The following is a 25,578-nucleotide window of genomic DNA, read 5'->3' as shown; positions in this document are numbered from 1 at the left end:
GGGGGGGGGTTTTTGCTTTTGCCATACTGGGCTACTAGGGTATAACGCGCAGCGTTGTCATCAAGGTAAGAGGAAGTGAACTGTGGAAGAAGTGATCGAACAACTCCGTGAAGCCAATGAGCCAGTACCGGTGCCCCTGGAGCTTCCCGACGAAGACCAACTGGTCGAAATCGAAGAACAGCTGTTCATCAACATTCCGTTCGTTTTCAAAGAATTCCTGCTGACCGTCAGCGACGTGGTCTATGGATCCCTCGAACCGGTCACTGTCACCGACCCGCAGTCGCACACCTACCTGCCTGATGTTGCCGCCAATGCCTGGGATGCCGGCGTACCACGCGACCTGATCCCCCTTTGCCAGGACGGCGACAATTACTACTGCGTCGAGGAAGACGGGACGGTGGTGCTGTGGGATGGCGACGAAGAAATCGTTGCCGAGGAAAGCTGGGAGTCGGTGTGGCACTGGGCGCGGGACGTCTGGCTGGAAAGCTGAACCCGATCACGAAAAAATGGCATATAGCCATTAAGTACTCGTAGAATCGCCAGGCTTTCTGCGCCTGGCGACATCGTTACCGCCTGATCCCCTCGGACTACCATGAAGTCTTGCGCAGGGAGCGATTACTCCTCAATGCGAGTGATCGCGGCTGTTCTCCAACGTTTCCAGCAGGGCGATCTGCATGCGCGTATGCACGCGCACGAACCAACGCCACAACAGCGCAACCACCACGGCCGCGACCACGGCGATGACCAGCAACAGCTCGTTGGTCGGCAGGATGCTCGCCGACAGTGCCGACAGCAGCAGGAAGATCACCAGCAGCGACAACAGCGGAATCACTTCGGCAATCACGCGGCGCACGCGCTGGGTGTGACGCCCGGCCATCTCCGGCTTGACGCCCATCTCTGCCAACAGCATCGACAGCGCCTTGAGCTTGCGATAAGCGGCGATCAGGAACGGCAGAGACAACAGCAATGCCGCGCCCCAGATCACTGCCTTCTGCTGCCCCACATCACCGATCCATTCGCTCAGCCACGTGCCGATGCGTACCGCGAAGTAACCACCGCTGAAGAAGATCGCGATCACCAGTGCCAGGTTCACCCCCACTTGCAGCAGGATGCGCCGGATCATCGCCGCCAGCATCGCACCCTCGCCTTGAGGCTGAATGTTGCGCAACCACTCGCCATACAACGACAGCACCCGCGACAGGCGTTGCGGCACCACCTTGCCCAGGCGAATCGACAGGGGGTCCGCGGCGCGGATCAGGTAAGGCGTGAGCAAGGTGGTGATGGCCGAGACCGCCACTGCGACCGGATAGAGGAAGTCGCTGGTGACCTGCAAGGTCATGCCCAACGCAGCGATGATGAAGGAGAATTCGCCAATCTGTGAAAGCCCCATCCCCACACGCAGTGAGGTGCGCCCATCGTTACCGGCAATGAAGGCGCCCATGCCGCAGGAGAGCATCTTGCCCAACACTACAGCCAGGGTGATCACCACGATCGGCCAGGCGTAGTCGATCAACACCTGCGGATCGATCATCAGGCCAATGGCGACGAAGAAGATGGCACTGAACAGGTCGCGTACCGGTTCGATCAGGCGCTCAATCTTCAGCAACTGGCGCGATTCGGCCATGATCGCACCGATCAGGAAGGCGCCCAGCACCATGCTGTACTCGAGCTTCACCACCAGCAGGCAGAAGCCGAAGCACAGCCCCAGCACCGTAATCAGCAACATCTCGTTGCTCTCGAACTTCGCCACGTAGGCCAGCAGCCGCGGCACAAGCAGAATGCCGATGACCAACGCCACGATCATGAACAGCGACAACTTGCCGACGGTAGAGAACACCTCGCCGGAACTGACCGAACCGCTGACCGCGATGCCTGAAAGCAGCGCAATGATGCCGATGCCAAGGATGTCCTCGACGATCAGCACGCCGAAGATCAGTTGCGCGAACCGCTCGTTCTTCATCTTCAGGTCGTTGAGCGCCTTGACGATGATCGTCGTCGAGGAAATCGCCAGGATGGCGCCGAGGAACAGCGAGTCCATGGTGTTCCAGCCGAACCAGCGGCCGATCTCGAAGCCGATCCAGATCATCAGCACGATTTCGAGGAAGGCGGCGATGAAGGCAGTCGCCCCCACCTTGAACAGCTTGCGCAGGCTGAACTCCAGGCCCAGGCAGAACATCAGGAAGATCACCCCGAGCTCGGCCAGGGTCTTGATGGTGTCTTCGTCGTGGATAAGGCCGAACGGCGGCGTGTGAGGGCCGATGATGAAACCGGCGACGATGTAGCCCAGCACCACCGGTTGGCGCAGCCTGTGGAAAAGAATGGTTACCACCCCTGCGACCAGCATGATCACGGCCAGATCCTGGATGAAACTGATGGCATGCATGGCGTGGCACTCCTTTTCTCTACGCACGGGGGGCAGACCGCTCCTCTGCCAGGCATCCCCGATCGAGCAGCTAGTACAGATTGTGTTGAAGGGTCGAACACCCATGTTGCATGGGCGTACTCAGGGTAACATCGCGTCCGCTCGTCAAACGCCGGTGCAATATGTAGAAACAGATCGGCAAAAGTGCGCGGGGTAATGGCATGATCGGCGTGACGACGGACCGTCGAGCGACGTCCGTTTCCAGGATGGGAAACCTCAACAGAGGGGAACAGAAGTGTCTGCAGATACCCGCCCCGTTTCAGCGCAACCTCACCGTGAGCACACTATGGAACCTGGAAACGCCCAGCTGAGCATGACTGTCCTGATGACACCGGACATGGCCAACTTCTCGGGCAACGTACATGGCGGCACCCTGCTCAAGTACCTCGACGAAGTGGCTTATGCCTGCGCCAGCCGCTATGCCGGCACCTACGTCGTGACCCTGTCGGTGGATCAGGTGATCTTCCGCGAGCCGGTGCATGTCGGCGAACTGGTGACCTTCCTCGCCTCGGTCAACTACACCGGCAACACCTCCATGGAAGTGGGCATCAAGGTGGTGACCGAGAACATTCGCGAGCGCTCCGTTCGCCACTCCAACAGCTGCTTCTTCACCATGGTCGCGGTCGACGACAATCGCCGTCCGGTTGCGGTGCCGCCACGTCAGCCACAGAACAGCGAAGAGAAGCGCCGTTTCCTGCAAGGCCAGCAGCGCCGCCAGATCCGCCAGGAGCTGGAGAAGCGCTATCAGGACCTGAAGACCGAGTGATCTAGGCTCTGTGCCTCGAAGCGCACCCGCGGATGGGCGATACGGTCCTGCGCCCGCACCAGCTGCAACTCGTAGCTGGCGCAGGCCTGGGTTTCCAGCAGCACTTCGTGCACCGCCGCCGCGGTGAACTCGAAGGCCCGCAGCCACGAATCCCCCAGCAGTACCCGCGCCAGGAACAGCCCCGAGGTCAGGTCACCGACCCCCACTGGCTGGCGCGGAAACGCCAGCAGCGGACGGCGCAGGTGCCAGTTCTGTTCGCGGGTCACCAACAGCATCTCGAAAGCATCCTCGCCGCGCCCCGGGTACGCCAGGTGCTTGACCAGCACCGCCTGCGGCCCGTGCTCCAGCAGGCTGCGCGCCATGACCACGCAATCCTCCAGCGACTGCGCATGCCGACCACAGAAACTGTCGAGCTCAAGCTGGTTGGGGCAGAGGATGTCGGCCACCGACGCCGCCTCCTTGAGCAGGAAGTCGCTGACCTCCTGGGGCACGATGCAGCCCTTCTCGGCATGGCCCATCACCGGGTCGCACAGGTACAACGCTCGCGGGTTGACCGCCTTGATCCGCTCGACGCCGGCCAGGATCGACCGCCCCTGTTCGGCACTGCCCAGGTAGCCCGACAGCACTGCATCGCAGTGGCCCAGCTCGCCGATATTGGAAATGCCTTCCACCAACGCAGGAATTTGCGCCGGAGCAAGCACTTCGCCAGCCCACTGGCCATACTGAGTGTGATTGGAGAACTGCACGGTGTTGAGCGGCCAGACATTGACGCCGATGCGCTGCATTGGAAACACCGCGGCGCTGTTTCCGGCATGGCCAAAGACCACATGGGACTGGATCGCGAGCAAGTGCGGTGTACGTTTCATGCAGGAGATTTCCGAAGCTGTGTGGATAACTGAAAGTCGAGCAGTATGAACCCGAAAGCCACCTGTACGACAGGCCAGGGACGCAGTTAAGCTGAAGCCACCTGTCTGGAGCATATGCAAATGTTGACCCTGGAGAACCTGTTCGTCCTGATGCTGTTGGCGACGGCTGGCGCCTGGCTGTGGCACAACCATGGCTTGCGTGAGAAGGCGCTGGAACGGGTCAAGCAGCATTGCGCGAAACTCGACCTGGAGCTGCTCGACGACGCCGTGGCCCTCAAGCGTATCGCCTTCGTGCGCGATGCCAATGGCCGCAAGCGCCTGGCACGGGTCTATGCCTTCGAGTTCACCGTCACCGGTGAACAGCGTCACCCTGGCACCGTGACCCAGTTCGGTGCCCATACCGTACAGATCGAACTGGCGCCCTACCCGTTCGAGATAAAGACCCCGCCGCGCACCGACAACGTCATCGAAATGCAGCAATGGCGCCAGGAGCACAACCGCTGGCGCAACTGATCAGCCGTTTACGCGACAGTGCTCGATGGCGGCCTGAAGGGGCTGCAACGGCTGAGGCTGATCGAAGATCAGCTCGATGCGCGAGTCCCTGCGCCATTCGCTCGAACGCCATTCAGGCACACCGCCCTCCAGGCCGTTGAAAGATTGCCAACCCCGAGCGCTGTGGATAACCCCTTTGGCCCGCCGCCACGCCCATTGCGCGAGCACGCCACGCAATGCAGCCTCATCGAAGCGCTGGCTCGGGTGCCAGCGCCAGCCAACACTCCACCCGCCCTCACCTTGCTGCGCCTGGCAGATGGGCTCGCGCGGATCTGTCCACAGGGTAGCCAAGCTGACTGGAGTCTTGTCCACAGGCAGGCTGGAAAGACTCGCCGGGGGGAAAACCTCTGTGGGCAGAATGGGCAGCTTGTCCAAGGCGAGAACAGCATGATCCGTCCAGACCGCCCTGCTTCCGCCAAATTGGGCAGTTATCAACAGCCGCTGAGCGTCATCCACAGCCCCTGACTTGTTGAAAATCAACAACCCCGCCTGCGCCACTGCCTGCTGTTGCGCGTCGGGCAGCGGTTCTCCCCGCGCCAGCGCCACAGCATCCAGCACCATCAGCAGTGGCTGTACATCCAGCACACCGATCCAGGGTGCTTGCTTCAACTGCTCCAGCAATTGCACGGGATGACCGAGGCCGGAGGGCTCGATGAACAGCCGGTCGGGCCTGGCCTTGCGCAGAAGACGCCCCAGACCGACCTGAAACGGCGCCCCGTTGATACAACACAGGCAACCGCCCGCGACTTCACCGATGGCGACGCCGTCCTCGTCTGTGCTGAGCAGGGCAGCGTCGAGGCCGATCTGGCCGAACTCATTGACCAGCACCGCCCAGCGCTGTTTTTCCGGGCGCTGGCCGAGCAGGTGGCGAATCAGGCTGGTCTTGCCTGCGCCCAGTGGGCCGGCGATGACGTAGGTGGGAATGTGCTGCAACATGGTTCGAGGTCTAGGTGGACGTGAAGCCAGTCTATCTTGGATGCAGGTATCTTGCCTTTGCTGGTCTCTTCGCGGGCAAAACCCTCAACCCAACCAATCAAGGCTCAACAACAAACGTTTCTCACCGCGCGGCGTCGGCGGCGAGCGGTGCACCAGGCCCGCGCCCTCATTACCCAGCCACTTCTCCCCCTTGAGCAAGGCCACATCGCCCACCTGCAAGCGCCGAATGTTATCCACAGGTGCTTCCGCCAGTTGCAAGCGATTGCGGTCAATGTCGCGTTCTTCCAGCCACTCACTGCCCGCGCCCACATAGGTGGTCAGCAGGCGCAGCGGGACATGATCCACATGAAAGCGCGGACACATCGCCCCGTCGAGCACCTTCAGCCGCAGGCCCACGCGGCGTGCGCCCAGCAGGCAGGTATAGGCCGCCACCAGCCACGACACGTCAGCCACGAAGCCTTCGTAACCGTGCAGGTCCGCCGCCTCGGGCAGCAAGCGATGCAACACCGGTGCCTCCCGCTCATCCACCTCCATCACACGCTCATCCGACATCGGCTGGCCAAGGTTGACCACCAGGGCCGCGAAGTCCTCGACCTGTGCCGGCAAGCGTCGCTGCCACACGGCCAGGTTGACGCCATCCTGAAGGATTTCGGTCATCACCTGCGGCGACTCACCGAACGCCTGGCGGATATCCACAAGCCGCGATGCCACCCTCATGCTGCCGCCTCTTCATACCAGGGGCCGAACGGGTCCTCCAGGCGCAACCAGGCCATCGGCCCTAGTTCCATCTCCTCATCCGTCAGCAAGCACGCTTCAAGCTCTGTGGATAACCGTGCGAAGTCGATGTTCTGACCGATGAACACCAGCTCCTGGCGGCAGTCGCCAGCCTCGACCGTCCACTGCTTGAGGATCGCTTCGAGGTTCTCTTCATCTTGCGGCCACTGCTCACGCGGCACGAAACGCCACCAGCGACCCGCCAAACCATGGCGCATCATGCCGCCTGCCTGCGACCAGCTGCCAGCTTCCTGGTACTTGCTGGCCAACCAGAAAAAGCCTTTCGAACGCAGCAGCCGGCCATTGCTCCAGCTGTTGTGGATAAAGTCGAAAAAGCGCTGTGGATGAAACGGCCTGCGCGCCTGCCAGGTGGTCGAGGCGATTCCGTACTCTTCGGTTTCCGGCACATGCTCGCCGCGCAGTTCCTGCAACCAGCCCGGCGCCTGGGACGCTTGCTCGAAGTCGAACAGCCCGGTATTCAGAATACGCTCCAGCGGCACCTGGCCCATCACCATCGGCACAATCTGGGCGCGAGCGTTGAGGCTGCGCAGGATTGCGCTCAGTTCCTCGCGTTCGTGCTGGCTGATCAGGTCGATCTTGCTCAGCAGCAACACGTCAGCGAACTCGATCTGCTCGATCAGCAAGTCGCTGATCGAGCGCTCGTCCTGCTCCCCCAGTGTTTCGCCACGACTGGCCAGGCTATCTGCCGCCTGGTAATCCCGCAGGAAGTTGAGGCCGTCCACCACAGTGACCATGGTATCCAGGCGCGCCATATCGGAGAGGCTACGGCCCTGTTCGTCACGGAAGGTGAAGGTCTCGGCCACCGGCAACGGTTCGGAAATGCCGGTGGATTCGATCAACAGGTAATCGAAGCGGCCTTCGTCGGCGAGCCGTGCCACTTCCTCGAGCAGGTCTTCGCGCAGGGTGCAGCAGATGCAGCCATTGCTCATCTCGACGAGCTTTTCTTCGGCGCGATTGAGGCTCACATTACGCTGTACCTCGCTGGCATCGATGTTGATTTCACTCATGTCGTTGACGATCACCGCAACCCGCAGGTTTTCACGGTTGCGCAGGACATGGTTGAGCAGCGTGCTCTTGCCGGCCCCGAGGAAGCCGGACAGCACGGTGACGGGAAGGCGGTTGGTCATGGTGAACCTCATCGGGCAAAGCGCATTCGAAACGATGCATTGCACAGCGTTATAATATAACAATACAATTTCGCCAAGCCGCGTCTGTCGAACGGCTGCCCGAGAGGATGGACATGAAGCACTCGAACCTCGCCCTATTGCTGCTGGCACTTGCCGTGCCCATCCCGCTCTACGCTGCGATCCCACAGCCCGGCCTGGCGCTGTGCACCCGCAGCGCCACGCTGTTGGCCTGCGAAGACGGCAAGGGCAGTTACTACAGTGTGCGAACCGAAGGCCGTGATTTTCATCTGCGCGGGTATGACAGCAACAGTCGACGACTCTGGGCGCAGACCAACAGCCGCTATGGACAGATGACCTTTTTCACCGGCCTGGCCAGCGACGGCGAAGCCTGGGTGGGCTACAGCCGCCGCGTTGGTTGGACCACCCTGAACCGCGTATCCAGCTCAAGCGGCCAACGTTTCAACCTGCACTGCAGCTTGATCGGAGGTTGCCGCTGAAGCCCCTTTTTCATGGACTCTATCGATGACCAGCCTGACGCTTCCCGACATCGCCGCGCAAACCAGCCACAAGCTCCAACCCCTGGACTGGGTCGGGATGCGCGGTATCGCCCTGCCTGTGCAATTGAATGGGCATCGCCTCAGCGCCTGGGCTGACGCCGGCGTGAGCCTGGATGATGGCGAATCGCGCGGTATCCATATGTCGCGCCTGTACCTCGCCCTGGAAGCACTGGAGCACACCGAGCTGACCCCCTTGGCACTGCGCCAGCTCCTGGCTCGCTTTCTCGACAGCCACGAAGGGCTTTCGTCCAGCGCCTACCTGCGATTGAAGTTCGACTATCTGCTGAAACGTCCTGCGCTTGTGAGCCCACTGGAAGGCTGGAAACGCTACCCGATCATCCTTGACGCACGCATCGAGAATGAGATGTTCCACGTGGAACAACACGTGGAAGTCCCCTATTCGTCGACCTGCCCCTGCTCCGCTGCGCTGGCTCGCCAGCTGATTCAACAGCAATTCCTCAAGGACTTCGCCAACCAGACACTCGACCCACAGGCCATCCTGCAATGGCTTGGCAGCAGCGCAGGTATCGTCGCGACGCCCCACAGTCAGCGCAGTCAGGCCATCGTCAAGGTGCGCCTGCAGCACAACCTGCAGACGCTACCGCTCGACGCGCTGATCGATACCGTGGAAAGCGCATTGGGCACAGCAGTGCAGACGGCCGTGAAAAGAGCCGACGAACAGGCGTTCGCCTTGGCCAATGGTCAGAACCTGATGTTCTGCGAAGATGCTGCACGTCGCCTGCACCGAGCGTTGCGCGAACTGGAATGGGCCAACGGCTTCGACCTGCGCGTGGAACATGCAGAAAGCCTGCATGCCCACGACGCAGTGGCTGCCAGCCAATGGCAATGGTGACGCGCTAGCTAGCTGCGCGGACGTACGTTTCCGCAGTCATTACCCAGCCACACCGCCCGGGTGTTCATGCTGCCCTGCTGCTGAACACCCGAGGCATTGAAGGTGCCGCTGACCTGGGTGGTGAATTCGCGATCACTGAGGAAGGTTGCCTGACCGGTGCCTTGGGCCTTGGGGCAACTGAACTGGAACTTCCAGACATTGCCTTGGCGGTCGGTGATCTTCTGCGTGCAACCTGACTGCGGATCCTGCAGCGGAATATCGTTGGTAGCGACCTGCTCTGGTGTCAGGCACGAGCGCACGCCATTGCCACCCACGGTGATGCCTTGCTTGGCCAGGGCGCCCTCCATCATGGCGCGCTGCTCCGGCGGCAGGTTCTTCAGTTGGCCGAGCATGAACGCCATGTCGGGCAGTGGCTTGCCGTCGACCTGCATGTTGCTGGTGGTCAACTCCCACAGACCGGGTTGCAGCATCTGCGCTTGCGCCAGCAGCGGGCTGCCCAGGCCCAATGCCAGGGCAATCAGTGGCAGACGAATCTTCATGGATCAGTGCTCCTCGAAATACCGGCTCCAGGCCGGACAGAGCCTTAGACGTCTTTTTCGCCCGCGGGTTGCAAGCGGCCCCGGGAACATGCTCTGTTAGGCGGCAGTGCTCTTGGAATGCAGGATGCGTATGGATTACCACAGCCCCTACTTCTTCGGTTACCTGCTCGGACTGATTCACTTCCTGGGCATCGTCGCTGCGCTGCATGCGGTGTTCACCGTGCGTACCGCTCAGGGCGCAATCGCCTGGGCAATGTCACTGTTCTTCATTCCGTACCTGACCCTGGTGCCCTATCTGGTCTTTGGCGCCCGCTCCTTTTACGCCTATATCCAGGCGCGGCGCCAGGCCAACCAGGAGATGCACGTGGCGATGGCCGACCTCAACTGGCGCCCCTGGGTGGAGGAAGCCCTGACCGCGCGGGAGTCGGAAAGCTACGCGGCACTGCGTGCCATGCCCAAGCTTGGCCGCATGCCCTGCCTGGCCAACAACCAGGTGAAATTGCTGATCGATGGCACTGCGACCTTCGACGCGATCTTCGCTGCCATCAGCGAGGCGCGGGACACGGTGCTGGTGCAGTTCTTCATCATCCACGACGATGCCATCGGCCAGGAGCTGCAACAACTGCTCCTGCGCAAGGCCGCTGAAGGGGTAAGGGTTTACGTATTGTTCGATCAGGTCGGCAGCCATGCCTTGCCGGCGCGTTACAGCCAGGTGCTGCGCGAGGGTGGCGTACAGATCCAGGCCTTTTCCTCGCGCCGTGGCTGGTTCAACCGCTTCCAGGTCAACTTCCGTAACCACCGCAAGATCGTCGTGGTCGATGGCCTGCTCGGCTTCGTTGGCGGGCACAATGTCGGCGATGAGTACATGGGTGGGCATCCGCGGCTGTCGCCCTGGCGTGACACCCATGTCCAGGTCAGCGGCCCGGTGCTGGCCTGTCTACAGGAGTCGTTCGCCGAAGACTGGTACTGGGCCACCCGTGCCTTGCCGCCGCTGATCCTGCCGGATGCCTATCCGGAGAACGGCGTGTTGTGCCAGGCCCTCGCCACTGGCCCGGCCGACCCCCAGGAAACCTGCCAACTGTTCTTCGTCGAAGCCATCCACTCGGCGACCCGGCGCATCTGGATCACCAGCCCCTATTTCATCCCCGACGAGGCAGTGTTCGCAGCCCTGCGCCTGGCGGTGCTGCGTGGCGTCGATGTGCGAATCCTGATCCCGTCGAGGCCAGACCACCGCATCGTCTATGCCGCGTCCAGTCTGTTCGCCTTCGAGGCAGTGCGGGCAGGTGTGCGGATGTTCCGTTATCAGCCAGGGTTCCTGCACCAGAAGGTGGTGCTGGTGGACGACGATGTCAGCGCCATCGGCAGTGCCAACCTCGACAACCGCTCGTTCCGTCTGAATTTCGAGATCACCTTGCTGACCATCGACCGCGCCTTTGCCGATCAGGTCGAGGCCATGCTGCTGTGCGACTTCGAGCAGTCGCGGGAGATAACCGCCGAAGACAGCCGCGACACTCATCGGCTGCAGCAGCTGGGAATGCGCATCGCGCGCCTGATTTCACCGATTCTGTAGCCAGAAAAGAAGCGGGGCCGCAAAGGCGGCCCCGTCTTGATCAACGATAGAGATCTTCTCGCGTCCACGGCAGGTCGTGGTGGCCATCCGCATACGGCTTCACTGCAAGAATCTGGTGCAGGTTGATCCAGCCCTTGGTGAAGGCATAGGCGCATCCGGCCAGGTACAGCCGCCAGATCCGCAGCGTCTTCTCCGGCACCAGCGCCGCAGCGCGATGCAACTGGTTCTCGAGGTTTTCACTCCAGTGATTGAGGGTCTTGGCGTAGTGCAGGCGCAGGCTTTCCACGTCCACCACTTCCAGCCCTGCCTCACAGATACGCGCGGTAATCATCGAGATGTGCGGCAGCTCGCCGTGCGGGAATACATAACGATCGATGAAATCTCCAGCACCTCGCCCAACAGGCCGACCATCCACATGCTTGGCGGTGATGCCATGGTTCATCACCAAGCCGCCTTCACGTACGGCGCCGAACAGTCGCTGGCAGTACAGTTCGAGGTTGGCATGGCCGACGTGTTCGAACATGCCGACGCTGACCGCCTTGTCGAAACGGCCATCCTGGGGCAGGTCGCGGTAGTCGAGGATCTGCAGGTCGACCTTGTCGGCCAGTCCTTCATCCTTGACCCGCTGGCGCCCCAGCGTCAGTTGCTCCTTGCTCAGGGTGATGCCGAACACCTTGGCGCCATATTCGCGTGCGGCAAAACGCGCCAGGCCGCCCCAACCGCAGCCGACATCCAGCAAGTAATCGCCGGCCTGCAGCCGCAGCTTGCGACACAGATGGTCGAACTTGTCTTGCTGGGCCTGGGCGAGGGTGTTGTCCGGCTCCTTGAAGTAGGCGCAGGAATAAGCCATGTCCGGATCGAGCCACAGTTGGTAGAACTCGTTGGACAGGTCGTAATGGTAGGAAATGGCTTCGGCGTCGGTTTTCTTGTCGTGCGAGGTGCGCACCGGGACTACATCTTCATCGTCTTTGAGCAAAGCCTCGCTGAGCTCGTCGCAAACGCGGATGACTTCGCCAATGTTCCCTTCGAGTTCAAGCTTGCCCTCGACAAAGGCTGTGCCCAGTTCATCCATGCTCGGGTGCGTCAGCTGACTGATCAGTTGAGGCTCCTTGACCAGGATGGTGACCTGCGGGCTAGGCCCTAGATCGAACTGGTTGCCGTCCCACAGCTTTAGACGTAAAGGCAAGTGCAGGCTCTGCAACGCAGGTGGAAGTTGCGCAAGCATGAAAGACCCCCCTTTCAATTACGGACGCCGTACAAGGATTCGAGCGTCACCGGATCAGGGTAGTTCATTCGTCGGAAGTTTCCTTTTATAGCGACCATAGTCCAATGCTAACGGCCATACCGCGACCAACAGATTGTATACAATCTTCCATTCAGCGACTAACCTTGTGGCCCTCTCGCGCATCTTCTTCCCTGGAGTGAATCCCATGAAATCCTATGATGTGGTGATCATCGGTGGCGGCCCTGGCGGCTACAACGCGGCCATCCGTGCCGGTCAGCTGGGCCTGAGCGTGGCCTGCGTCGAAGGACGTTCGACCCTCGGCGGCACCTGCCTGAACGTCGGCTGCATGCCCTCCAAGGCGCTGCTGCATGCCTCCGAATTGTACGAAGCCGCCAGCGGCAGCGAGTTCGCGCACCTGGGCATCGAGGTCAAGCCGACCCTGAACCTGGCGCAGATGATGAAACAGAAAGATGAAAGCGTGAGCGGCCTGACCAAGGGTATCGAGTACCTGTTCCGCAAGAACAAGGTCGACTGGCTCAAGGGCTGGGGCCGCCTCGACGGCGTCGGCAAGGTCATCGTCAAGGCCGAGGATGGCAGCGAAACCACGCTTCAGGCCAAAGATGTCGTGATCGCCACCGGCTCCGAGCCAACCCCGCTGCCGGGGGTGAATATCGACAACCAACGCATCATCGACTCCACCGGCGCCTTGTCGCTGCCCCAGGTTCCCAAGCACCTGGTGGTCATCGGCGCGGGCGTGATCGGCCTTGAACTGGGTTCGGTCTGGCGTCGCCTGGGGGCCGAAGTGACCGTGATCGAATACCTCGACCGCATCTGCCCCGGCACCGACGAGGAAACCGCCAGGACCCTGCAAAAAGCCCTGGCCAAACAGGGCATGAGCTTCAAGCTCGGCAGCAAGGTGACCCAGGCCACGCCTTCGGCGAGCAGCGTCAGCCTGACGCTTGAACCTGCCGCTGGCGGCGATGCGCAAACCCTGGAGGCCGACTATGTACTGGTGGCCATCGGCCGCCGCCCGTACACCCAAGGCCTGAACCTGGAAAGCGTCGGCCTGCAGACCGACAAACGCGGCATGCTCGCCAATGACCACCACCGCTCCCAGGTCCCCGGCATCTGGGTGATCGGCGACGTCACCTCTGGGCCGATGCTCGCGCACAAGGCCGAAGACGAAGCGGTGTCGTGCATCGAGCGCATTGCCGGCAAGGCGCATGAGGTCAACTACAACCTGATCCCCGGCGTTATCTACACACGACCGGAACTGGCGAGCGTCGGCAAGACCGAAGAACAGCTCAAGGCCGAGGGCCGTGCCTACAAGGTCGGCAAGTTCCCCTTCACCGCCAACAGCCGCGCCAAGATCAACCATGAGACCGAAGGCTTCGCCAAGGTGCTGGCCGATGCCGAGACCGACGAGGTGCTGGGTGTGCATCTGGTCGGGCCGAGCGTCAGCGAGATGATTGGCGAGTTCTGCGTGGCCATGGAGTTCAGCGCTTCGGCCGAGGATATCGCCCTGACTTGCCACCCGCATCCGACCCGCTCCGAAGCCTTGCGCCAGGCAGCGATGAACGTGGAAGGGATGGCGATGCAGATCTGAGCACAAGGCCGCTCCTGCAGCGACTACGAAACCTGCAGGAGCGCCCGCCCGAGCCCCTACCCCACCGCCCAGTTCTTATCCACAGCCCGCCCGAAACGCCTCGCCAGGAAAGGCGTAAGGTCCAGCGGCAGTGGCTCGCTGTGGATAACCTTGTCCAGCAGCACGCCGGTAATGGCCGAGGTGAGAATCCCGGTGCGGAAGTGTCCACAGGCGTTGAAGTAGCCGGGCACGTCATCCACAGGACCGAGAATCGGCAGTTCATCAGGCGACCCGGGCCGCAATCCTGCCCAGGTGCGCTTCAGGCTCACCTGCGCCAGTTCCGGCACACAACGCACTGCCCCCTGCACCAACCCGGCAATTTCGGGGAAGGTAGTGCTGACATCGAAGCCCTTGTCTTCCGTAGTGCTGCCAATCAGGACCTCGCCATTATCCTTTTGAGCCATGTAGCAATCACTGGTGGTCAGGCAGCCATCGAGCAGCTTGGGCAGACGTTCGGTGAGAACGATCTGGCCTTTCACCGGCTTGACCGGGATCGAAGTGCCGGTGGCCCACTCACTGAGCTCGCCCGCCCAGGCCCCCGCAGCATTGAGCAAGGTGTGGCAATGGAACCCCCCCGCCTCGGCAGTACGCACACCCTTGATCTGCGAGTTCCCATGCAGCACATCGGTGATGTTTGTGTTCAGGTACAGATCGACGCCGTTCTGCCGCGCGGCTTCCAGATAGGCATCGCCCAGACGGAACGGGCTGACCTGGTGATCGCAGAGGAACTCCAGCGCCCCCTTGGCCTGCAGGGTCACCGCCGGCTCCCTCTCGCGCAGTGCCTGGCGATCCAGCCAGCGCACCTGGTCCGCCAGATGCGGGATCTGCGCGACGATGTGCTCGGCGTACAGTTGGTCCTCATCGTCCTGGATGATGTACTTCAATCCGGTGCGCTCGAACTTGAAGTCCATGCCATGGCGCTCGATCAGCTCCTGGTGCAGCTGTGGATAAAGTGCGTTGGATTGCAGTGCCAGGTCGAAAAAGCACTGCGGCAGGATATGCGGCGTGCTCGAATCCACTGCCACTGCTGCGCCATGGGCCTCGCGTTTGCTGCGCGAGGACATCATGCGAAAGAAGATCACTCCGCACCCAAGGCCCACGGACTCGCCGATGGCCCACAGGCCGCCCGCCGATGCACGTGTCGCATTACCTGGACGCTTGCTGTCGATCAGGGCGATTTTCAGCCCCTTGCGCTTGGACAACTGATAGGCACACGAAGCGCCGATCACCCCGCCACCGGCGATGACGATGTCATAGGTCTTGTTCATGCTCAGGCCTCCGTGGCCAGGTGCTGGAATGCGGAAAATGGGATGGGATCGATCGGGAAACGCGGTCGCAGCCAGCCGACATCCGCCCGCCCGGTACTGGCGCGCAGGCGATCGCTGCAGTAGCCCACACACATGCGCCCCTGGCAGTCGCCCATGCTCACCCGGGTGCGCATCTTCAGGCTGACCATGTCCTGCACGCCTTGCTCGAGCGCCAGGTCGATATCGCTGCGGGTGACGTGCTCGCAGCGGCAGATCACCGTGTCGGCCTGCGGCAGCTCGATCTGCGCTGCGCCACGTTGGGTATAGCGCTCGACACCCGCTCTGAAGCGCGTGATCGCAGCCAGCTTGCCCAGGTACCGCTCGCGCCGCTCGATGGCCTGGTTGGCGTCGAGCACTCCGCGTTGCTGCAGGATCGACACCGCAGCGATGCGCCCGGTCAGCATCGCTGCCTCGCCACCACGGATACCACCCATGTCGCCGGCCAGGTGGATATGCGCCTGGCTGCTCTGCTGCCAGACATTGCATACCGCGCGCAGGTAGCCGTCGTCGCTGAACCCATGCGTTAGCCCCAACTGCTGGCTGAGCTGGGTGCGCGGGATGAAGCCATAGCCGACTGCCAAGGTGTCCACCGGCTCGCGCCGCACGCGGCTCATGTCGGCTTTCCAATCCTGGCCATAGGGCGCAAGGCTGACTTCGCGCAGTTCACCTTCACCACTGGCGCTGACCAAGCCCCAGCCATAGTGCATCGCAATGCCGTTGAGCTTCATGTAAGCCAGCATGCTGAGGCCGTCGAGAAACAACTGCGGTTTATTCAGCAGCGCCAGGCTTTCCTTGGCGATACGGTTGAAGGCGCAGGCCTCATAGACTCCGGCAACCTTGGCGCCAGCCGCATGCAGTTGGCAGGCCACCAGCGGCAGCAGTGGACCGGTCCCTGCGATCAAAGTGCTGCCCAGTGGCTTGACCGCACCGCTCTTGATCTGCAACTGCAGCCCGCCCAGCAGCATCACGCCAGGCAGCGTCCAGCCGGGGAACGGCACATTGCGCTCATGGCAGCCGGCCGACAGCAGCAGATGGGAATAGTCGATCTCGTGCAGTTGCTCGTCGGCATCGAGCACCATAAGGCGCTCGGTATCACCGCCAACCACACGATGGTTGAGGCGCAGGTCGATGTGCTCGGCGTTGGCGGCGAAATCCTCGTGCAATGTCTGTAGCGCCTTGCTGTAGCGCGCCCCCAGGTAACCCAGGTCGACACCGGCGCGCAGCGGCCCGCGATAGACCACGCCACCCGGACGCGACGCTTCATCGAACAGCAGGCAATCGACACCCTGCTCGGCCAGTTCGATGGCCGCCGCCATGCCGGCCGAGCCACCGCCGACGATCACTGGACGCAAGCTCATGACTGCGCCCCCTCGACAACGCGGTTGACCTCGGTCTCTACCCGCATTCCATGGCGGACTACCGTCTGACAGGCACGGCGCTTGGGCCGTCCGTCGATCGCCACCAGACAGCAATGGCACACGCCCATGCCGCAGAAGGCGCCACCTGGCTGGCCATGATCGTTCTGCGCCAGACGGCGCAGGCCAACGGCGTTGAGTACGCTGAGTACCGTCTCGCCTTCGGCGGCCTGCACCGCCTGGCCATTGAGTTGAAGGGTGATTTCAGCCGCCTCGAGCGGCTGTATGTCGAGCACGCGTTCCAGTGTTTGCATGAGCTTCGTCCTTGTTGAAAAAACAACCGACGATACGACAAAGCTCTGTAGGGAAACATTGACACAATCCGTAGGAAATGAAGGATTTATCCTAAGAATTTGTGAGCCTATTTCTCGCGGCGACTTGGTACAAAACCTGGCGGGGTGAATCGCCGACCATCACCACAACTCCCGACAGCATCAGCACGTCCTTGAGCACCAGGCGCCCGGCCCCCGACAGGTAGGGAAACCCGAACTGCGCATCGCCCAGGTTCGCCACCCAGGCCTCGGGCGTGGTCACCAGGAACGACAAGGTCACCACGGGTGTCAGGCAGGTCAGGACCGAGCCCAGCAGCCCCAGCTGGGGCGAGAACAGATACGCCAGCACCAACAGGCCGATGGTGATCTCTACCACACCCAGCCCGGTGGAGAATGCGTACGGATGGTTGGCCGCCTGCCTGGCGCGCTGCAGCATGGACCTTCGCTGCCAGTTCAGCGGGCGCTGGGCGGTCAACCACGAACCGGACGCCCCCGGTACCGCGCGCTATCACATCGTGCTGGCCGGCCACTGCCATGTGCGCCTGCCCAACCGGCAGGCCATCGTGAGGAGCACCCCGCCCCTGAACAGCCATGCCTCAGGAAAAATCCGCAGGATGTTGTGCCCAGAATTCGTTTGAGATGAAACGCCACTTTGCCCATGGTGGCGGATCGGATCGCCATTGCCTGAAGGGAGCTTCACGGCAAGACCTCGATTAATGGCATCGCCCCGTGCAGGTAGGTCCTCGAGCGGTTGCCGCTCGAAGGACGTTGCTGGTTCCTTCCAATAATAAGAGACGTCTGGACATGCAAGAAAACGGATTGAAGCAAAGCCTCAAGCAGCGGCATATCACCATGATCGCGCTTGGCGGTGTGATCGGCGCCGGGTTGTTCGTCGGCTCCGGCAGCCTGATCGCCTCGGCCGGCCCGGCCGCGATCCTGTCTTACGTGATCGGCGGCATCATCGTCACTCTGGTGATGTTCATGCTCGGCGAGATGGCCTCGCGCAATCCTGATGCCGGCTCCTTCTCGACCTACGCCAACACCTACCTCGGCAACTGGGCCGGGTTCACCGTGGGCTGGTTGTACTGGCTCAAGTCGATGATGACCATCACCCTCGAAGCGGTGCTGCTGGGCGCGATCCTCAACGATTTCATGCCCTGGCTGCCGATCTGGGTCGGCGCCTTCATCATGCTGGTGACGCTGATCGCCAGCAACGCCTACTCGGTGCGTTCGTTCGCCGAAGTGGAGTACTGGCTGGCGGCGCTGAAGGTGGTCACCATCCTTATCTTCATGCTGCTCGGCGCCTCCATCCTGCTGGGCTGGCAGGAGAACATCCCCGCCCCTGGCCTGGTCAATCTCACCGACCATGGCGGCTTCATGCCCAATGGCCTGTCGCCAGTGATGGCTGGTGTGATCGTGGCGATCTTCTCGCTGGGCGGCAGTGAAATCGCCGCTGTGGCAGCCGGCGAATCGGAGAACCCGCGCCGCAACGTGATCCGGGCGATCAAGAGCGTGATCGTGCGCGTCATGCTCTTCTACGTCGGTTCGGTGTCGATTCTCGTCCTGTGCCTGCCCTGGACCGACAAGGCCAACCTCGCATCGCCCTATGTCGCACTGTTCACCCTCGCCGGTTTCAAGGGTGCAGCCGTGGCCATGAAACTGGTGCTGTTCGTGTCGTTCATGTCGGTGATGAACTCGTTCATGTTCTCCAACTCGCGCATGATGTTCTCGCTCAGCCAACGCGGACACGCCCCAGCGCTGTTCTCCCGGACCAACGCCAAGGGCGTGCCGATCAATGCACTGGCGCTGGCGTTTTGCATTTGCGTGACGATTCTGGCGGTGCACTTCATCAGCGGCGGTGACCTCTTCCTGACCCTGGCCAGGAGCACCGGTGCGTTCATCATCTTCGTCTGGATCTTCATCATTTTCGCCCACGTCGGTATGCGTCTGAAAACCCGGCATGAAGCAGTGGACCCAACGTCATTCAGGGCTTGGGGATTCCCGCTGACCAACGTTATTGCGCTGCTGGCGCTGGTATCGGTGCTGGCAACCCAAGCGATCGATCCGGCGACACGTTTTCAGTTCTGGCTGGTAGCGGTGACCTTGCTGGTGATCGTGGCGGCGTACTTCATGGTGCGCAAGCGCCGGGGTGGCGAAGTGCGGGAACTGGCGCGGACTTGATATAAATCGAGCACTTAAATCTCAAATAAAAACATAGGAGGCAATTACCCATGCCTCCTATGTTTTTAAGTTAAAACTCGCGCAAACGTCAAAAGGTATTACTTCTTCTTACCACTAAGCTCGGACTCCAACAAAAAAGTCCAATCCTTCAGGCTTCGGATTGCCAAGTAAAGAAAATATTTTTTCTGCTTGTTCATCAGACAGAGGAAGCTCACCGTCCGATTCAGCCTCAAGAGACTGCCAATTCAAGAGTTTCATAACATCTTTTTCAAGTGCCGGTGGAATATCAAAATCGTACTTCAAGGAGTCATCAAACTCATGTTCTTTCAGAAAACCAGTTAAATTAATAAACATATTAAACATCTTACTTTTCGGTAGTTCGGCCAGGAACAGCTGATTTTGTTTGATCGCCAGACACAGAATCAAACTCTCCTAAGTGCTTGCCCTGCTTATCATATAACTCAACCCTACCATGCTGACTATCCCATTCATAAATTCTGCCTTTACTATCCACCCAACGCCTTCTAAGCTTACCGCCACCACGAACGCTGCTTTTAGCTCTCACAGGTTTCGCATCACGAAAAGCAATTAAGTTTTTGGGTGCCTGATGATATCCTGGAGTACTGAACATCAAATAGACCGGCTCAATTCCCGAGTCAATCGGGAATGTGATGATCAGGTCATTGGCATCCAGCACTTCACCGGGGTACGGTAGTGCCTCAATCTCAAGCGGCTGTAGCTCTACCCCTGTGTAGATTGGCACAGTCTGTGTTGCCGCGGGTGTAGTGGTTGTTGAGGACTGTTCGCCGGGGGCGCGACCTGGCGTCCAAGTTAGTGTGATAGGAGGCTGGTCAGGCACCAGGCTTGGTGGATATGTGCCATACGGCAACGGCCCGATTCACGTGCTGGTCATGCATGACTGGCTAGGCGACAACTCCAGCTACGACGCTCTCATGCCCTGGCTTGACGACCAGGCGTTCACCTATATTTTCGTTGATTTGCGTGGCTACGGGCGATCGATTGAATTGTCGGGCGAATTCACGGTAGAGGAAATTGCCACCGACTACCTCATGCTCGCCGACCATCTCGGTTGGACGAGCTTTCACGTAGTTGGCCACTCAATGACAGGGATGATCACGCAACGCATTGCTGCTGATACGCCATCGCGCGTCACGAGCGCGATCGCGGTGTGTCCCGTTTCTGCCGCTGACAATCGCTTGAGTCCGGACGCTCTAGCTTTCTTTGCAAGCACGATAGAAGACGACGATGCGCTTCGGCGCTTGTTCAAATTCGTCACTGGAGGTCTTTCCGATGGTTGGGCTAATCGCAAGGTCCGACAAAGTCGAGACACGGTCGCACCTGCTTGCCGGGCGCGATACCTCGAAATGCTGATCACGGCGAACTTCGTCGATGACGTTCGGGGCCTTGAAACACCCTATTTGGTCATCATCGGTGATAAGGATCCCGGACTGGATTCGGAGGCAATGACGCGTACTTTTCTCGCATGGCATCCGAACGCAGAGCTGCACGTGATTCCTAACTGCGGTCATTATCCGATGCAGGAGTGCCCGCCACATTTCGCAAGCATTTTCGAGGCGTTCTTGAAACGCAGCGCCATTTGACCTGAATGACTGGAGGAAGGCTGCAAGCGGACATATTCGGGTGAGGCCGGATTGTCCGCGATGGGCCCAGGCTTTGTGAAAACGCAGTAATCACATCGAACGGATTACCTGTGGAGTTAGCAGGCAAGAGCGTGGATAGACATTGGTAGTGCTATATGGGCCGTGTCAGCGGCCCATATAGCTTCGCAAAACCACCCTCTGCTCAGCGCAACCGCTTACTCCACCGTCACCGACTTCGCCAGGTTACGCGGCTGGTCGACGTCAGTGCCTTTGAGCACGGCCACGTAGTACGACAGCAGCTGCAGCGGGATGGTGTACAGGATCGGTGCCAAGGCATCGATGATGTGCGGCACCTTGATCACGTGGGTGCCTTCGCCGTTGCCCATGCCCGACTGCTCATCGGCGAACACCACCAGCTCGCCGCCACGCGCGCGGACTTCCTGCAGGTTCGACTTGAGCTTTTCCAGCAGCTCGTTGTTCGGCGCAACAGTGACCACCGGCATGTCGGCATCGACCAGCGCCAGCGGGCCGTGCTTGAGCTCGCCAGCGGGGTACGCCTCGGCGTGGATGTAGGAGATCTCCTTGAGCTTGAGCGCACCTTCCATCGCCACCGGGTACTGGGCGCCACGGCCGAGGAACAGGGTGTGGTGCTTGTCGGCGAACAGTTCGGCGGTCTTCTCGACCACGCTGTCCATCGCCAGGGCTTCGCCCAGACGCGTCGGCAGGCGGCGCAGTTCCTCGACCAGCTCGGCTTCGACGCCCGCTTCGAGGCTACCGCGTACCTGACCCAGGGCGAGGGTCAACAGCATCAGCGAGACCAGCTGGGTGGTGAAGGCCTTGGTCGAAGCAACGCCGATTTCCGGGCCGGCCAGGGTCAGCAGGGTCAGGTCGGATTCACGCACCAGCGAGCTGATGCCAACGTTGCAGATCGCCAGGCTGCCAAGGAAACCCAGCTCCTTGGCGTTGCGCAGCGCGGCCAGGGTGTCGGCGGTTTCGCCCGACTGGGAGATGGAAACGAACAAGGTGTCCGGCTGCACCACCACCTTGCGATAGCGGAACTCACTGGCGACTTCGACCTGGCACGGAATACCCGCCAGGCTTTCCAGCCAATAACGGGCGACCATGCCCGCATGATAGCTGGTGCCGCAGGCGACGATCTGTACATTGCGCACCTTGGCGAACAGCTCGGCAGCCTGTGGACCGAACGCCTGGACCATCACGTGATCCTTGCCCAGACGGCCTTCGAGGGTACGCTGCACCACCGACGGCTGCTCGTGGATTTCCTTGAGCATGAAGTGGCGATAGGCGCCCTTGTCGGCCGCCTCGGCGCCTTCGTGGTACTGCACGGTCTCGCGTTGCACCTTGCTGCCGGCCTGGTCCCAGATGCTCACCTGGTCGCGGCGGATTTCGGCGATATCGCCCTCTTCCAGGTACATGAAACGGTCGGTGACCTGGCGCAGGGCCAACTGGTCGGAGGCGAGGAAGTTCTCGCCATGGCCAAGACCGATCACCAACGGGCTGCCGCTGCGCGCGGCCACCAGGCGGTCGGGCTGCTTGACGCTGATCACCGACAAGCCATAGGCACCGTGCAGGCGCTTGACCACCGCCTTGAACGCGTCGGTCAGGTCGGGAATGCTCTTGAGGGTGTGGTGGATCAGGTGAACGATCACCTCGGTGTCGGTCTGCGAGGTGAATACATAGCCCAGGCCCTTGAGCTCTTCACGCAGTTCCTCGTGGTTCTCGATGATGCCGTTGTGCACCACGGCCACTTCCTGGCCGGAGAAATGCGGGTGGGCATTGTGCTCGGTCGGCGCGCCGTGGGTTGCCCAGCGGGTGTGGGCGATGCCCAGGTGACCATTGAGTGGCTCGGCAGTCACCGCGGCTTCCAGCTCGCTCACCTTGCCGATGCGGCGACGACGATCGAGCTCGCCCTGCTGGGTGATGACGGCCAGGCCCGCGCTGTCGTAACCGCGGTATTCCAGGCGCTTGAGGCCCTCGATGAGGATGGAGGTGATATTGCGCTCGGCGACTGCACCGACGATTCCACACATGGTCATTGCTCCTGGCTGATCGCGGCGCAGATCAGGTTGATGCCGCGGGCTTGAATCTGTTCGCGTGCCGCTGCGGGCAGGCGATCATCTGTAATAAGGGTGGTAACGCTGCTCCAGGGCAGCTCGAGGTTGGGGATCTTGCGTCCGACCTTGTCCGATTCGACCATCACGATCACTTCCCGGGCCACTTCCGCCATCACCCGGCTCAGGCCGAGCAGTTCGTTGAAAGTGGTGGTGCCGCGGTTCAGGTCGATGCCGTCGGCACCGATGAACAACTGGTCGAAATCGTATGAGCGTAGTACCTGCTCGGCGACCTGGCCCTGGAATGACTCGGAATGCGGGTCCCAGGTGCCGCCGGTCATCAGCAGCACCGGTTCGTGCTCGAGCTCACTGATGGCACGGGCCACGTTCAGGGAGTTGGTCATCACGACCAGACCGGGCTGGCGGCCCAGTTCCGGGATCATCGCGGCGGTGGTACTGCCACTGTCGATGATGATGCGTGCGTGCTCACGGATGCGTCCGACAGCGGCTCGGGCGATGGCTTTCTTGTAGCTGGAAACGGGCTGAGCGGCTTCGCCAAGCATCTCCTGCGGGACGGGCACCGCGCCGCCGTAGCGACGCAGCAGCAGGCCGTTGGCTTCCAGTGCGGCGAGATCCTTGCGGATGGTCACTTCCGAAGTTTCGAAACGCTTGGCCAACGCGTCCACACTCACCTCGCCCTGCTCGGCGAGCAAAGCCAGGATATTGTGGCGGCGCTGGGGGGTATTTCGTTTCGACATGAGCTTGTAAGTTTCGGTTCGAAAGATAATGGTTGCAATCAAAACCTAAGATGAAGGATTCGTCAAGGAGCGAATAGACTTACCTGGCAACGCTACTCCCTGTGGGAGCGGGCTTGTCCGGCAATAAAAAGCCGACTTACTCACATAAGTCGGCTTTCGATCGAAACGTCTGTGGATAACTCAGCTTTTCTTGATCTTCTCTGGCCGTTTCCAGCCATCGATGTTGCGCTGACGCGCGCGGGCTACTGCCAACTGAGCGGCTTCGACCGACTGGTTGATGGTCGAGCCCGCCGCAGTGGTGGCGCCATCCTTGATTTCCACAGGCGCAACCAGCGAGTTGTTCGAGCCGATGAACACATCTTCGCCTAGGACGGTCTTGAACTTGTTCGCGCCATCGTAGTTGCAGGTGATGGTACCCGCGCCGATATTGGTGCGCGCACCGATCTCGGCGTCGCCCAGATAAGTCAGGTGACCGGCCTTGGCGCCTTCGCCCAGACGGGCGTTCTTCAGCTCGACGAAGTTACCCACATGGGCCTTGGCTTCCAGTACGCTGCCTGGGCGCAGGCGAGCGAACGGGCCGGCATCGCTGCCCTCGCCCATCACCGCACCTTCGATGTGGCTGTTGGCCTTGATCACGGCGCCCTTGCGCAGGGTGCTGTTCTTGATCACGCAGTTCGGGCCGATCTGCACATCGTCTTCGATGACCACCTTGCCTTCGAGAATGACGTTGATGTCGATCAGCACATCGCGCCCCACGATCACCTCGCCACGCACGTCGAAGCGCGCGGGATCACGCAGGGTCACGCCCTGGGCCATCAGTCGGCGTCCTTCGCGCAACTGGTAATGACGCTCGAGCTCGGACAGTTGCAGACGGTCGTTGGCGCCCTGCACTTCCATCGCGTCATGGGGCTGTTCGGTGGCAACCACCAGGCCATCGGCCACGGCCATGGCGATCACGTCGGTGAGGTAGTACTCGCCCTGGGCGTTGTTGTTGGACAGACGCCCCATCCAGTCTGCCAGACGCGCGGCCGGCATCGCGAGGATGCCCGTGTTGCCTTCCTTGATCGCTCGCTGTGCATCACTGGCGTCCTTGTGCTCGACGATGGCCGCAACCTGACCTTGGGCATCACGCACGATGCGGCCGTAACCGGTTGGATCCTGCAGGGTGACGGTCAGCAGGCCGAGTTGCTGTTCATTGACCTTGGCCAGAAGCCGCTCGAGCGTGCCCACCTCGATCAATGGCACGTCGCCATAGAGCACCAGCACGGTATCGGCGGTGATCGCCGGCAGTGCCTGGGCGACGGCATGCCCGGTGCCAAGCTGCTTGTCCTGCATGACGAAATTCAGGTCGTCAGCCGCCAAGCGTTCACGCACCAGCTCTGCACCATGGCCGATGACCACATGGATGCCCTTTGGCTGCAACTGTCGCGCGCTGTGGATAACATGGCCGAGCATTGAATTACCAGCAACTGGGTGCAGCACCTTGGGCAGCGAGGAGCGCATGCGGGTGCCTTGGCCTGCGGCGAGAATAACGATATCGAGGGACATTGACTGGCTACCAATCCTGGGTGGTCAGGGATGTGACCGAAGGCGAAAATTCGGAAAAGAAAAAGGGTAGCCGAGGCTACCCTTTAACTCAATCGCAACGCAGGTTACCGGGAGGACCGGATCACTTGCCCTTGCGCAATTGCTGGACAGTACGCAGCTGAGCTGCAGCCTCGGCCAGACGTGCGGCAGCAGCGCCGTAGTCGAAGTCCGAGCCTTTAGTGTTCAGCGCGTTCTCGGCAGCCTTGAGGGCTTCCTGAGCCTGAGCTTCGTCCAGGTCGGCAGCACGTTGCACGGTGTCGGCGAGAACCTTGACCATGTTCGGCTGCACTTCGAGGAAGCCACCGGAGATGTAGAACACCTCTTGAGTGCCACCCTGCTTGGTCAGCGTGATCGGACCCGGCTTGAGATTGGTGATCAGCGGCGCGTGGCCTGGAGCGATACCCAGATCGCCCAGGTTGCCGTGCGCTACTACCATCTCGACCAGGCCGGAGAAGATCTCTCCCTCTGCGCTGACGATGTCGCAATGGACTGTCATAGCCATCTGCTTGCC

27 protein-coding genes are annotated in these 25,578 nt (G+C 61.1%); 10 read left to right on the top strand and 17 right to left on the bottom strand.

Annotation, left to right across the window (positions count from 1 at the left end; genetic code table 11):
• Nucleotides 1-82: 82 nt before the first annotated feature.
• Nucleotides 83-490, top strand: coding sequence for an SMI1/KNR4 family protein (locus tag HU729_RS07965; protein ID WP_186709488.1), 408 nt, complete (start codon nt 83-85; stop codon nt 488-490).
• A gap of 132 nt (nt 491-622) precedes the next feature.
• Here the strand turns inward: HU729_RS07965 and HU729_RS07960 are convergent, their stop codons facing one another.
• Nucleotides 623-2,383: a cation:proton antiporter gene (locus HU729_RS07960; RefSeq protein WP_186670145.1), complete on the bottom strand. Its 1,761-nt coding sequence runs from the start codon at nt 2,381-2,383 to the stop codon at nt 623-625.
• Nucleotides 2,384-2,708: 325 nt separating this feature from the next.
• On the opposite strand from HU729_RS07960, the gene HU729_RS07955 reads away from it, so the two are divergent.
• Nucleotides 2,709-3,188, top strand: coding sequence for an acyl-CoA thioesterase (locus HU729_RS07955; protein ID WP_054892983.1), 480 nt, complete (start codon nt 2,709-2,711; stop codon nt 3,186-3,188).
• On the opposite strand, the gene pdxY is transcribed toward HU729_RS07955, so the two are convergent.
• Nucleotides 3,167-4,054 (bottom strand): pyridoxal kinase PdxY, encoded by an 888-nt coding sequence (gene pdxY / locus HU729_RS07950; protein WP_186670147.1) that lies wholly within the window; start codon nt 4,052-4,054, stop codon nt 3,167-3,169. The genes HU729_RS07955 and pdxY overlap by 22 nt on opposite strands.
• A gap of 120 nt (nt 4,055-4,174) precedes the next feature.
• Here pdxY and HU729_RS07945 point away from each other — a divergent pair, with 120 nt between their 5' ends.
• Nucleotides 4,175-4,567 (top strand): DUF3301 domain-containing protein, encoded by a 393-nt coding sequence (locus tag HU729_RS07945; RefSeq protein WP_054892985.1) that lies wholly within the window; start codon nt 4,175-4,177, stop codon nt 4,565-4,567.
• Here the strand turns inward: HU729_RS07945 and HU729_RS07940 are convergent, their stop codons facing one another.
• From HU729_RS07940 to zigA, 3 genes are all read right to left on the bottom strand, one after another.
• Nucleotides 4,568-5,542, bottom strand: a complete 975-nt coding sequence (locus HU729_RS07940; RefSeq protein WP_186709486.1) for a CobW family GTP-binding protein — start codon at nt 5,540-5,542, stop codon at nt 4,568-4,570.
• An 84-nt stretch (nt 5,543-5,626) separates the two neighbouring features.
• Nucleotides 5,627-6,259, bottom strand: coding sequence for a DUF1826 domain-containing protein (locus HU729_RS07935; protein WP_186709485.1), 633 nt, complete (start codon nt 6,257-6,259; stop codon nt 5,627-5,629).
• Complete coding sequence (zigA, locus tag HU729_RS07930; RefSeq protein WP_186709484.1) at nt 6,256-7,464, bottom strand: zinc metallochaperone GTPase ZigA; 1,209 nt, start codon at nt 7,462-7,464, stop codon at nt 6,256-6,258. Before zigA ends, HU729_RS07935 begins: the two co-directional genes overlap by 4 nt.
• A gap of 113 nt (nt 7,465-7,577) precedes the next feature.
• Here zigA and HU729_RS07925 point away from each other — a divergent pair, with 113 nt between their 5' ends.
• Together HU729_RS07925 and folE2 are read left to right on the top strand one after the other, a co-directional pair.
• Nucleotides 7,578-7,961 (top strand): hypothetical protein, encoded by a 384-nt coding sequence (locus HU729_RS07925; RefSeq protein ID WP_063541878.1) that lies wholly within the window; start codon nt 7,578-7,580, stop codon nt 7,959-7,961.
• Nucleotides 7,962-7,986: 25 nt separating this feature from the next.
• On the top strand, nt 7,987-8,874 hold the full coding sequence (gene folE2, locus HU729_RS07920) for a GTP cyclohydrolase FolE2 (protein WP_186709483.1): 888 nt from the start codon (nt 7,987-7,989) through the stop codon (nt 8,872-8,874).
• Nucleotides 8,875-8,882: 8 nt separating this feature from the next.
• Here the strand turns inward: folE2 and HU729_RS07915 are convergent, their stop codons facing one another.
• Nucleotides 8,883-9,413 (bottom strand): DUF3617 domain-containing protein, encoded by a 531-nt coding sequence (locus HU729_RS07915; RefSeq protein ID WP_054892991.1) that lies wholly within the window; start codon nt 9,411-9,413, stop codon nt 8,883-8,885.
• Between the two features lie 130 nt (nt 9,414-9,543).
• Between HU729_RS07915 and cls the strand changes: the two genes are divergently transcribed.
• Nucleotides 9,544-10,983 carry a cardiolipin synthase gene (gene cls, locus HU729_RS07910; RefSeq protein ID WP_186670233.1) on the top strand — a complete coding sequence of 480 codons (1,440 nt, stop codon included), beginning with the start codon at nt 9,544-9,546 and terminating at the stop codon, nt 10,981-10,983.
• 40 nt (nt 10,984-11,023) lie between these two features.
• Here cls and cfaB read toward each other — a convergent pair whose 3' ends face one another.
• Nucleotides 11,024-12,208 carry a C17 cyclopropane fatty acid synthase CfaB gene (cfaB, locus tag HU729_RS07905; protein ID WP_063541884.1) on the bottom strand — a complete coding sequence of 395 codons (1,185 nt, stop codon included), beginning with the start codon at nt 12,206-12,208 and terminating at the stop codon, nt 11,024-11,026.
• Nucleotides 12,209-12,413: 205 nt separating this feature from the next.
• Here cfaB and lpdA point away from each other — a divergent pair, with 205 nt between their 5' ends.
• Complete coding sequence (gene lpdA / locus HU729_RS07900; RefSeq protein ID WP_186709482.1) at nt 12,414-13,814, top strand: dihydrolipoyl dehydrogenase; 1,401 nt, start codon at nt 12,414-12,416, stop codon at nt 13,812-13,814.
• A 56-nt stretch (nt 13,815-13,870) separates the two neighbouring features.
• On the opposite strand, the gene hcnC is transcribed toward lpdA, so the two are convergent.
• From hcnC to HU729_RS07880, 4 genes are all read right to left on the bottom strand, one after another.
• On the bottom strand, nt 13,871-15,121 hold the full coding sequence (gene hcnC, locus HU729_RS07895; RefSeq protein WP_186709481.1) for a cyanide-forming glycine dehydrogenase subunit HcnC: 1,251 nt from the start codon (nt 15,119-15,121) through the stop codon (nt 13,871-13,873).
• A gap of 2 nt (nt 15,122-15,123) precedes the next feature.
• Entirely contained in the window at nt 15,124-16,518 is a 1,395-nt protein-coding gene (hcnB, locus tag HU729_RS07890) for a cyanide-forming glycine dehydrogenase subunit HcnB (RefSeq protein ID WP_186709480.1), read from the bottom strand.
• Nucleotides 16,515-16,829, bottom strand: a complete 315-nt coding sequence (gene hcnA, locus HU729_RS07885; RefSeq protein WP_186709478.1) for a cyanide-forming glycine dehydrogenase subunit HcnA — start codon at nt 16,827-16,829, stop codon at nt 16,515-16,517. Before hcnA ends, hcnB begins: the two co-directional genes overlap by 4 nt.
• A 91-nt stretch (nt 16,830-16,920) precedes the next feature.
• Complete coding sequence (locus HU729_RS07880; protein WP_186709476.1) at nt 16,921-17,283, bottom strand: DUF417 family protein; 363 nt, start codon at nt 17,281-17,283, stop codon at nt 16,921-16,923.
• On the opposite strand from HU729_RS07880, the gene HU729_RS07875 reads away from it, so the two are divergent.
• Together HU729_RS07875 and HU729_RS07870 are read left to right on the top strand one after the other, a co-directional pair.
• On the top strand, nt 17,282-17,485 hold the full coding sequence (locus tag HU729_RS07875; protein WP_186709474.1) for a hypothetical protein: 204 nt from the start codon (nt 17,282-17,284) through the stop codon (nt 17,483-17,485). The two genes, HU729_RS07880 and HU729_RS07875, sit on opposite strands and share 2 nt — an antisense overlap.
• Nucleotides 17,486-17,651: 166 nt before the next feature.
• Nucleotides 17,652-19,028, top strand: coding sequence for an amino acid permease (locus HU729_RS07870; protein WP_186670169.1), 1,377 nt, complete (start codon nt 17,652-17,654; stop codon nt 19,026-19,028).
• A gap of 114 nt (nt 19,029-19,142) precedes the next feature.
• Here the strand turns inward: HU729_RS07870 and HU729_RS07865 are convergent, their stop codons facing one another.
• Both HU729_RS07865 and HU729_RS07860 read right to left on the bottom strand, forming a co-directional pair.
• Nucleotides 19,143-19,391 carry a pyocin S6 family toxin immunity protein gene (locus HU729_RS07865; RefSeq protein ID WP_186709472.1) on the bottom strand — a complete coding sequence of 83 codons (249 nt, stop codon included), beginning with the start codon at nt 19,389-19,391 and terminating at the stop codon, nt 19,143-19,145.
• 1 nt (nt 19,392) lies between these two features.
• On the bottom strand, nt 19,393-19,887 hold the full coding sequence (locus tag HU729_RS07860; protein WP_186709471.1) for a colicin E3/pyocin S6 family cytotoxin: 495 nt from the start codon (nt 19,885-19,887) through the stop codon (nt 19,393-19,395).
• Nucleotides 19,888-19,939: 52 nt separating this feature from the next.
• On the opposite strand from HU729_RS07860, the gene HU729_RS07855 reads away from it, so the two are divergent.
• Complete coding sequence (locus tag HU729_RS07855) at nt 19,940-20,650, top strand: alpha/beta hydrolase (protein ID WP_186709469.1); 711 nt, start codon at nt 19,940-19,942, stop codon at nt 20,648-20,650.
• 215 nt (nt 20,651-20,865) lie between these two features.
• Here HU729_RS07855 and glmS read toward each other — a convergent pair whose 3' ends face one another.
• The 4 genes from glmS to HU729_RS07835 form a co-directional block, all read right to left on the bottom strand.
• Complete coding sequence (gene glmS / locus HU729_RS07850; protein ID WP_186670171.1) at nt 20,866-22,701, bottom strand: glutamine--fructose-6-phosphate transaminase (isomerizing); 1,836 nt, start codon at nt 22,699-22,701, stop codon at nt 20,866-20,868.
• 2 nt (nt 22,702-22,703) lie between these two features.
• Entirely contained in the window at nt 22,704-23,480 is a 777-nt protein-coding gene (locus HU729_RS07845) for a DeoR family transcriptional regulator (protein ID WP_063541896.1), read from the bottom strand.
• Between the two features lie 180 nt (nt 23,481-23,660).
• Nucleotides 23,661-25,028, bottom strand: a complete 1,368-nt coding sequence (glmU, locus tag HU729_RS07840; protein ID WP_186670173.1) for a bifunctional UDP-N-acetylglucosamine diphosphorylase/glucosamine-1-phosphate N-acetyltransferase GlmU — start codon at nt 25,026-25,028, stop codon at nt 23,661-23,663.
• Between the two features lie 121 nt (nt 25,029-25,149).
• Nucleotides 25,150-25,569 carry a F0F1 ATP synthase subunit epsilon gene (locus HU729_RS07835; protein ID WP_054893003.1) on the bottom strand — a complete coding sequence of 140 codons (420 nt, stop codon included), beginning with the start codon at nt 25,567-25,569 and terminating at the stop codon, nt 25,150-25,152.
• Nucleotides 25,570-25,578 lie beyond the last annotated feature (9 nt).

It is taken from the genome of Pseudomonas sp. RW10S2, from assembly GCF_014268985.1.
GTDB classification, from domain to species: Bacteria; Pseudomonadota; Gammaproteobacteria; order Pseudomonadales; family Pseudomonadaceae; genus Aquipseudomonas; species Aquipseudomonas wayambapalatensis.
The sequence above is the reverse complement of the archived record's forward strand: the minus strand, read 5'-3'. Positions and strand labels throughout refer to the sequence as shown.